Raw genomic sequence first — 9,095 nt, forward strand, 5'->3', positions numbered from 1 at the left:
CGGGCGACCGGGTGAGGGGCGCCGACCTCGCGACGTGGTGGAGTTGTCCTTATGAGCAAGCACGCCGGTTCGCAGCAGGGGCTGCCCGTCGACGGCGTGGAGCGCGCGACCACCGAGGGATGGACCTTCCCGGCCCGCAACCCGGCCGACGGACAGCTGCTGTGGCAGGTGCCCGACGCCGGGATCGCGGACGTCCACGCCGCGGTGCACGCGGCCTGGCGCGCCTTCCACGAGACCCAGTGGAGCACCGACACGGCGCTCCGGGCCGAGGTGGTGCTCCGGTTCCAGGAGGCGCTGGTCGCCCGCTCGGACGAGCTGGCCCTGCTCCTCGCTGCCGAGACCGGCGTGCCGATCGCCCTGCGCGCAGCCCACGTCGACGCTCCGATCGCCGGCCTGCGCGCCGACCGGCAGCAGGAGCCGCCCGGCGTCACGGCGGTGATCACGCCGGCCACCTCGCCGCTGGCCGTCGCGATCGAGGAGATCGGACGCGTGCTGGTCGCCGGTGGCACCGTCGTGCTCAAGCCGGCCCCCGAGGCGGCCAGCGCGGCCCTCGAGCTCGGCCGGATCGGCCTCGACATCCTGCCGCGCGGTGTGCTCAACGTCGTCTCCACGCGCGACGTCGACGTCGCGATCGCGCTCACCCTCGACGACCGCGTCGACGAGGTCTCCCTCACCGGCTCGGCCGTCACCGCGGAGCGGGTCCAGGTCGCGGGCGAGCGCGCGGGCAAGCGCGTACGCCTCGACGTCGGCGGTCCGCGCACCATCCACGCTCCCGACGACGGCGACCTGGCTGCCGTCGTCGCGGCCGCTGCCGTCAGCGTCGCCGCCAACGCCGGCCAGGGGTGCCGCCTGCCGTCGAGCGTCGTCGTGCCGGCGCACCGTCACGCCGAGGCGGTGGACGCGGCCGTCGCGACGATGGCGGAGGTCGTCGTCGGTGACCCGGCCGGGCCGGACACGCTCTGCGGCCCACTGCGCTCGACGGTCGCCCGCGCCCGGGTCCTGCGCTACCTCGACCTCGCGCGCGCGGAGGGCGGCACCATGGAGGTCGGCGGACGTGCCCTCGACCGCGACGGCTGGTGGGTCCCGCCGACCGTCATCAGCGGGCTCGACCGTCAGTCGCGGCTGGTGCGCGAGGAGGTGCTCGGCCCCGTGCTCATGGTCGTGGCCGACCGGCGTTCCGCGTCATGGGGACATGCATGATCCCGTCCTCGTCGAACTCAGGACCCGTCACCTCGAAGCCGTACGCCGCGTAGAAGCCGGTCAGCCCGGTCTGCGCGTCGAGCCGCACCTCGCGTGCGCCGCACACCGCCATCGCCTCGTCCATCAGCAGCCCGGCGAGGCCGCGTCCGCGGGCCGACGGCGCCACGACGACCCGTCCGATCCGCGCCCAGTCGCCGTCGTCAAGGACGCGGAGGGTGCCGAGGACCGCGTCGTCCTCGAGCAGCACCACGTGCCGGGTCGCCTCCTCGAGGTCGCGGCCGTCCAGGTCGGGGTAGGGGCAGTCCTGCTCGATGACGAAGACCTGCTGCCGCAGCCGCCACACGTCGTACGCCGTCCGCGGGGCGAGGCCGTCGAAACCGACGGTCAGGACACGGACGCTCATCGCAGGAAGTCCACGACCTGGGTGAAGGCGCGCCGCGCCTCCGGGATGAGGGGCAGCAGGCCGTAGACGTGGATCAGGTCCGGCTCCTCGATCGACGTCAGGTCCCAGCCGGCCTCCGCTGCGCGTCGCGCCAGCAGCCGGCAGCCGGGGTGGAGGAGGTCGCGCGTGCCGTAGAGCATGAGCGCCTTCGGCAGTCCGGCCAGGTCGGCCAGGGCTGGGGACACCTCCGGTCGGCCGAGGTCGTCGGTCGAGCCCGCCCACCACAGGGCGTACGCCTGGAGCTTGCTGTAGAAGAGCCACGGGTCGATCGCGTCGACCTCGCGGGTCTCGGGGGTAGAGGTGGTGAGGTCGACCCACGGCGCGTGGAGCACCAGGTGGCTCGCCGGTGCCAGGCCCCGGTCGCGCATCGACAGCGCCATCGCGAGCGCGAGGCCACCGCCGGCCGAGTCGCCGGCCAGCACGATCCCGCCCTCCTCCCCGGCCCAGCGCGCAGCGTCCGCGACCAGGGCGTCGTGGGAGTCGGCCCAGGTGTGCTCGGGCGCGAGCGGGTAGTCGGGCAGGACGACCCGTGCGCCGATCGCCTCGGCCAGCCGGGCGGCGTACCGCACGTGCACTGCGTCGATCGGCGCCATGAACGCGCCACCGTGGACGTAGTAGAGCGTGCGGTGCACGCGGTGGTGGCGCGGCGTCAGGACGTAGGACGGGAACCCGATGTCGGTGACGGTGACGTCCCAGCTCTTCGCGAAGCCGGGCGTCCCCCGGGTCGGGAGGCTGCGCACCTGCGCCCGGTGGTCCGCCTCGACGCGGGCCCGCTCGGCGGGTTCGCTCTCGAGGTCGCCGGCCTTGCGGAGCCGGGGGATGACGGAGGCCAGCAGTGCGTGGCGGAGGCTCGGCATGGGCCGAGCGTAGGGGCATGGCGCACGGGGCTAGGCTGGACCCACAAGACAGGGGAGCACGCGCAGGCGTGCTGAGAGTGCGGACCAGCCGCAGACCCTACGAACCTGATCCGGTTAGCACCGGCGATAGGGAGTCACCATGCACCGACCATCCGTCCGCGCTGCCCTCACGACGGTGCTGGCCACTGTGGCCCTCGCCGGCTGCAGCCTCGCCGGCACCGGCGACGAGGCCCAGGACCCGGCGACCTCGTCGTCCGACGGCGCGGCCGCCGAGGCCGGCGGCCCCGTCGTCCTCGCGACGCACGAGTCCTTCACCCTGCCCAAGAAGCTCGTGCGGCAGTTCGAGGCCGAGACCGGCTACGAGCTGGAGGTCCGCGCCGCCGGCGACGCAGGGACGCTCGCCACCAAGCTCAGCCTCACCGCCGACAACCCGATCGCCGACGCCGCGTTCGGCATCGACAACACCTTCGCGTCCCGCCCGCTCGACGAGGGCGCCTTCGCCGAGGTCACGCCGACGCTGACCCCGCCGGCGGAGTACGCCCTGGCCGAAGGCGGCGACCGCCTCGTCCCGATCGACTCCGCGAGCGTGTGCGTCAACGTCGACACCGCCTGGTTCGACGCCGAGGGCATCGAGGCGCCGCGGACGCTGGCCGACCTCACCGACCCGGCTTACGCCGACCTGCTCGTGACGCCCGGCGCGTCGACCAGCAGTCCGGGGATGGCGTTCTTCCTGGCGACGGTCGCGGAGTACGGCGACGACTGGCCGGCGTACTGGACCGACCTGCTCGCCAACGGTGCCAAGGTCGTCGACGGCTGGGAGGACGCCTACTACGGCGACTTCACCGCCGGCTCGGAGACGGGCACCCGCCCGATCGTCGTGTCCTACGACTCCTCGCCGGCCTTCACCGTCACCGACGGGGCGACCACGACTGCGGCGCTGCTCGACACGTGCTTCCGCCAGGTCGAGTACGCCGGTGTGCTCGCCGGTGCGGACAACCCGGACGGCGCCGAGGCGCTGATCGACTTCCTGCTCGGCGACGCCGTGCAGAGCGCGCTGCCGGAGTCGATGTACGTCTTCCCGGTCATGCCCGACGCCACGGTGCCGGCCGACTGGGCGGAGTTCGCGCCGCAGCCGACCGACCCGTACGAGGTCACGCCCGAGGAGATCTCCGCCAACCGCGAGCAGTGGCTGACCGAGTGGACGGACGTCATCTCGAGGTGAGTGTGGCCTTGGTTTCGACACGCTCGTTCCTCGCTGCTCAACCAGCGGGGTGCCGGCGCTGGTCGAGCAGGGACCAAGTCCCGGCGGGTCGCCGCCGCTGGTTGAGCAGGGACGAAGTCCCGTGTCGAAACCGAGGGACTGCGCGATGAGGCGCCTCCTCGCCCTGCTGGCGCTGGCGGCCGGCCCGGTGCTCGTGCTCGGCGTCCTCTTCGTGCTGCCCGTCACCGGCATGGTCTCCGAAGGCTTCTTCGTCGACGGCAGCTTCGCGCCGGGTGCGGTGCTGGAGGTCCTGGCCCGTCCGCGGGTGCACCGGGTCGCATGGTTCACGGTGTGGTCCTCGGGGGCCGCGACGCTGCTGGCCGTCGTACTGGGCCTGCCGGCGGCGTACGTCCTGCACCGGCTCGCGCTGCCGGGCCGGGCCGCGGTGCGCGCGGCGCTGCTGGTGCCGTTCGTGCTGCCGACCGTCGTCGTCGGCGTCGCCTTCCGCCAGCTGCTGGGGGAGGGCGGCCCGCTCGGGTTCCTCGACCTCGACGGCACCCCCGTCGCGATCATCTGCGGCCTGGTGTTCTTCAACCTCGCGGTCGTGATCCGCACCGTCGGTGTCGCCTGGGAGTCGCTCGACCCGCGCCCGGGGCAGGCAGCCGCCGCGCTCGGCGCCTCGCCGTCGCAGGTGCTGCGCACGGTGACCCTGCCCGCGCTTCGACCGGCGATCGTGGGCGCCGCGACGATCGTCTTCCTCTTCTGCGCGACCGCCTTCGGGATCGTGCTCACCCTCGGCGGTGTGCGCTACTCGACGGTCGAGACCGAGATCTACCTCCTGACCACCACCGTCTTCGACCTGCAGGCCGCCGCCGCGCTCTCGGTGCTGCAGATCGTCGTGGTGGTGGCCCTGCTGGCCCTCGCCGCACGGCTCCGCGCGACCCCGGACCCGACGGCGCACCGGACCGTCACGCCCGTGCGCGCCGTACGACGCGGAGATGCCCCAGCGGTCGTCGCGACGCTGGTCGTCCTCGTGGCGATGCTGCTGCCGATCCTCACCCTCGTGCTCGGTTCGCTGACGGTGGGCGACGGCTGGGGGTTGGCCAACTACCGCGCGCTCACCACGACCGGCGACAACCAGGCCCTCCTGGTGCCGGTGACCGCGGCGCTGGTGACGAGCCTGCGCACGGCCGTCGACGCGACGTGGATGGCGCTGCTGGTGGGCGTCTCGGTCGCGCTCATCGTCACCCGCCGCTCGCACTCGGTCGCCGAGCGGCGCGTCCGGTCGACGCTCGACGGCTTCTTCATGCTGCCGCTCGGGGTCAGCGCGGTGACCCTCGGCTTCGGCTTCCTGATCACCCTCGACCAGCCCCCGCTCGACCTGCGCGACTCGCCGCTCCTGGTGCCGATGGCGCAGGCGCTCGTCGCGCTGCCGCTCGTCGTCCGCACGCTGGCCCCGGTCCTCGGCGGCATCGACGACCGCCAGCGGCAGGCCGCCGCCTCCCTGGGCGCGTCGCCGCTGCGCACGCTCGTCACCGTCGACCTGCCCGTGGTCTGGAAGCCCATGCTCGCGGCGAGCGGCTTCGCCTTCGCCGCGTCGCTGGGGGAGTTCGGCGCGACGTCGTTCCTCGCCCGTGACGACAGCCCGACGCTGCCGGTAGTGATCTTCCGGTTGATCGGCCACCCGGGCGAGATGAACTACGGCATGGCACTCGCCGCCTCCGTGGTCCTGGCCGCCGCGACGACGCTGGTGATGCTCGCGGTCGAGCGGCTGCGCGTGCCGGGCGTGGGGGCGCTGGCATGACAGGGTCGACGACGATGCTCCAGCTCACCGACGTCACCGTCCGCTACGGCGACACCGTGGCCGTCGACGACGTGACGCTCGACCTCGCAGCCGGCCAGGTGCTCGCCGTGCTCGGTCCCTCCGGGTGCGGGAAGTCGACCCTGCTCCGGGCGGTGGCCGGGCTCGAGCCGCTCACGTCGGGCTCGATCGGGTGCGACGGCGCCGACCTCGCCGGCGTACCGACCCACAAGCGCGGCTTCGCGCTGATGTTCCAGGACGGCCAGCTCTTCGCCCACCTCACCGTCGCCCGCAACGTGGCCTATGCCCTCAAGCTCCGTCGTACGCCCTCCGCCCGGGTCGCCGCGCGGGTGCGGGAGCTGCTGGAGCTGGTGGGCCTCTCTGGCTACGACGACCGGCTGCCCGGCACGCTCTCGGGCGGGGAGCGGCAGCGCGTGGCCCTCGCGCGGGCGCTCGCCGTCGAGCCGCGTCTGATCCTGCTCGACGAGCCGCTGTCGGCCCTCGATGCGACGCTGCGTGAACGGCTGGCCGGCGACCTGCGCGAGATCCTGCACGCCGCCGGCACCACCGCGCTCCTGGTCACCCACGACCACGAGGAGGCGTTCGCGCTCGCCGACCGGCTCGCGGTGATGCGCGACGGCAGGGTGGTGCAGTCCGGCGCGATCGACGAGGTGTGGCGTGCACCGGTGGACGAGGAGACGGCCCTGTTCCTCGGCTACGCGCGAGTGCTGCGCGGCACCGCGGCTGCGAGCGTGCTGGCTGCGGCCGGCCTGCCCGCCGCGCCCGCGGTCGCCGTACGCCGCTCCGCTCTGGTCGTCGACGAGGCCGGCGAGGTCGCCGCGACCGTCGAGTCCGCCCGCGTGACGCCGGAGCAGGTGCGCCTGAAGGTCGTCGCGGACGGCCTCGGCGCGATCGACGCGGTGGCACCGCTGGGCACCCGCGTGTCGCCCGGCGACGCGGTCCGGTTGAGCGTGGATGTGACACGTCTCGCCGTCCTGCCGATCCGGCCCCCCGCTTGACCGCTCCCTACACTGACCTCCGTGTACAGACCGGCCTATGCCCTGCTCGTGGGAGTCGCCGCCATCATGGGTGTGCTGGCTCTGACGGCGTCGTTCGCGCTCGACCGACCCCTGGTCGACCCGGAGGGCTTCCTCGGTCCGTCGTGGCTGCGGCTACCGCTGCTCGTGCTCGGCGCGTTCCTGCTGGACCTGCTGCCGCGCACGCTGTGGGGCTCGCGGATGAAGGTCGCGCTCATGCCGGCCATCGCCAAGGAGCGGGTGCGGACCCACTGGGACCGGGAGCGGATCACCCTCGTGGTGCTCGGCCTGGTCTCCTTCTACATCACCTACGTCTGCTACCGGAACCTCAAGTCGTTCCTGCCCTTCATCATGGGCGAGGACAAGTACGACCGGGAGCTGCACCTCATCGACCGGGCGATGATGTTCGGCCACGAGCCGGCGACGATCCTGCACACGATCTTCGGCACCGGGATCTCGGCGCACTTCCTCTCCACGATCTACCTCTGGTTCCTGCCGCTCGTCCCGCTCGCCCTCGCGGCCTGGCTGGTCTGGTCGCGCAACATCACCTTCGGCTACTGGTTCGCCACCTCGCAGTGCCTGGCCTGGGCACTGGGCACCGCGTCCTACTTCGCGCTGCCGACGCTCGGCCCCGGCTTCCAGTACAGCTACCTCTACACCGACCTCCCCGACACCGGGTCGAGCGCCCTCATGGAGGCGCTGTCCTACGGTCGTGACGGAGTGCTGCGCCGCGGTGCGGAGGGAGCCGTCCAGTCGGTGGCCGGTTTCGCGTCCCTGCACGTCGCGATCACCCTGCTGGTCGCGCTGATGGTGCAGTACACGCTGCGCAACCGGATCCTGCACATCATCTTCTGGGCCAACTTCGCGATCACCGTCGTCGCCACCCTCTACTTCGGCTGGCACTACATCGCCGACGACCTCGCCGGCGTCGTCATCGCCCTCTTCGCCTTCTGGCTCGGCGGGCTCGCGAGCGGGCAGAAGTTCGACCGGCACGGGTTGGCGTCCCACCCGACCTCGACGACCTCCCAGGTGCCTGTCGACGCCGAGTAGGCGGTCGTCCCTTTGCAGGAGTCCCCGCTGAGGCGGTGACTCCCGCGCAGGTCGGCCGTTGCAACGGCCGATCAGCGCCGGACTCCGCCCACCCGTGGGGCTGGAGACGCTGGTGGGACCGTTGGGAGTACGCCGGCCGGGGTCTGCGGCGCCTGGTGAGGGTGGCGGCGGACGACATGCGGGTGCGCGATCTGGATGTCGTACGCCGCCAGGGTGACCGGATGCCTCGCGGGGGTGGCGGCAGATCGCGATGAAGGCGGGTGGTGCGAGGCAATGTGCCGCCACCTCAGTGGCGGCCCGACGGGGCCGCGATGAATTACAACCTTGTAGTTCGTCAAGTCGACACGCCGACGGAACGGCAAAATGTTGCGCAAAGTGTTCCCAGTGTGACGAAAGTTCACTAGCGTGCCTCAAGTTGCCCGTGCGAAGGGGAAGTCGCACGGGCCCTGAGACCCCTGAGGTGAACCTCCGTGCCCGTCGCCCCACTGCAGCACCCCGCGACACGTCGTACGACGTCGCGCTGGGCGACGGCCGTCGTGCTCGTGGCCGGGCTGGCCTGGGGCGGGCACGGCGCCGCGTTCGCGGACGAGGACGGGCGTACGCCCGGAACCCCGACCGAGGCCGACGTCGCCGCAGCCCAGGAGCAGGCCGCCGACAAGGGCCGCGACGTTGCTGCTGTCCAGGCGGACCTGATCCGGGCCGACCTCGCCCTCGAGGCAGCCGGGGACGCCGCCGCGCAGGCCGCGGAGGCCTACAACGGCGCCCGGTGGCGCGCGGAGCAGGCCACGCAGGAGGCCGCCGAGGCACAGTCCGCCGCCGACACCGCCCAGGCCGACGTCGAGGCGCAGCGTGAGCTCTACGCCGACACCGTCGTGCAGTCCTACGAGGAGGCGTCCCAGGTCCAGGGCCTCTCCGCCGTTGTCGAGGCCGACGGCATCGAGTCCCTCATCGACCGCAGCGTCACGATGGGCAACACGTCGGCGGCGCTCGACGCGCAGTACGACTCGTTCATCGCCTCGTCCGCGGTCGCCGACGTGACGGCCAGCTCCGCCGCCCAGGCCTCGGAACGGGCCGAGGCCGCTGCGCTCGAGGCCGAGCAGGCCCGCGACGCCGCCGAGCAGGCCGAGTCCGCCGCCGGCTCGCAGGCCGCGGCGGTCGCCGCCACCAAGGCCGACCTGATCACTGAGCTCGCCGAGCTCGAGGGCATCAGCGTCCGGCTCGCCCAGAAGCGACAGTCCGCGCTCGAGGAGGCAGCCGCCGCGGCTGCTGCCGCCGCGGCGCAGGCGGAAGCGGAGGCCCAGGCGGAAGCGGAGGCCCAGGCGGAAGCGGAGGCCCAGGCGGAAGCGGAGGCCCAGGCGGAAGCGGAGGCCCAGGCACAGGCCCAGGTACAGGCACAGGCCCAGGCGGAGGCCCAGGCCCAGGCAGAAGCGGAGGCCGAGGCCGAGGCGCAGGCAGAGGCGCAGCAGCAGGCAACGCCGACACCCACCCCGACGCCCACCCCGACCCC

Annotated in this window: 7 protein-coding genes, 1 pseudogene and 1 riboswitch; of the genes and pseudogenes, 6 read left to right on the top strand and 2 right to left on the bottom strand. The window is 73.1% G+C overall.

The features are described 5' to 3' along the window. Positions 1 to 51 precede the first annotated feature (51 nt). A complete protein-coding gene (locus tag BM127_RS13005) occupies positions 52 to 1,200 on the top strand; it encodes an aldehyde dehydrogenase family protein (protein WP_091199140.1) in 1,149 nt (382 codons plus the stop codon). Here BM127_RS13005 and BM127_RS13010 read toward each other — a convergent pair. Both BM127_RS13010 and BM127_RS13015 read right to left on the bottom strand, forming a co-directional pair. Beyond that, positions 1,154 to 1,603: a GNAT family N-acetyltransferase gene (locus BM127_RS13010; protein ID WP_091199142.1), complete on the bottom strand. Its 450-nt coding sequence runs from the start codon at positions 1,601 to 1,603 to the stop codon at positions 1,154 to 1,156. The genes BM127_RS13005 and BM127_RS13010 overlap by 47 nt on opposite strands. Beyond that, positions 1,600 to 2,499 (bottom strand): alpha/beta hydrolase, encoded by a 900-nt coding sequence (locus BM127_RS13015; protein WP_091199144.1) that lies wholly within the window; start codon positions 2,497 to 2,499, stop codon positions 1,600 to 1,602. Before BM127_RS13015 ends, BM127_RS13010 begins: the two co-directional genes overlap by 4 nt. A 40-nt stretch (positions 2,500 to 2,539) precedes the next feature. Further along, positions 2,540 to 2,649: riboswitch (TPP riboswitch) on the top strand. Here BM127_RS13015 and BM127_RS13020 point away from each other — a divergent pair. From BM127_RS13020 to BM127_RS22290, 5 genes and pseudogenes are all read left to right on the top strand, one after another. Then, the gene (locus BM127_RS13020; RefSeq protein ID WP_091199146.1) at positions 2,639 to 3,721 is read left to right on the top strand and encodes a thiamine ABC transporter substrate-binding protein; all 1,083 of its coding nucleotides are present in this window, start codon (positions 2,639 to 2,641) and stop codon (positions 3,719 to 3,721) included. Its footprint overlaps the riboswitch before it by 11 nt. Before the next feature lie 145 nt (positions 3,722 to 3,866). Then, positions 3,867 to 5,504 (top strand): ABC transporter permease, encoded by a 1,638-nt coding sequence (locus BM127_RS13025; protein WP_091199148.1) that lies wholly within the window; start codon positions 3,867 to 3,869, stop codon positions 5,502 to 5,504. Further along, the gene (locus BM127_RS13030) at positions 5,501 to 6,520 is read left to right on the top strand and encodes an ABC transporter ATP-binding protein (protein WP_231263172.1); all 1,020 of its coding nucleotides are present in this window, start codon (positions 5,501 to 5,503) and stop codon (positions 6,518 to 6,520) included. The genes BM127_RS13025 and BM127_RS13030 overlap by 4 nt, the downstream gene beginning before the upstream one ends. Positions 6,521 to 6,541: 21 nt before the next feature. Then, the gene (locus BM127_RS13035; RefSeq protein WP_231263173.1) at positions 6,542 to 7,588 is read left to right on the top strand and encodes a phosphatase PAP2 family protein; all 1,047 of its coding nucleotides are present in this window, start codon (positions 6,542 to 6,544) and stop codon (positions 7,586 to 7,588) included. A 470-nt stretch (positions 7,589 to 8,058) separates the two neighbouring features. Next, positions 8,059 to 9,095 (top strand): annotated as a pseudogene (locus BM127_RS22290) (hypothetical protein); the annotation flags it as partial.

Source organism: Nocardioides alpinus, assembly GCF_900112035.1.
GTDB classification, from domain to species: Bacteria; Actinomycetota; Actinomycetes; order Propionibacteriales; family Nocardioidaceae; genus Nocardioides; species Nocardioides alpinus.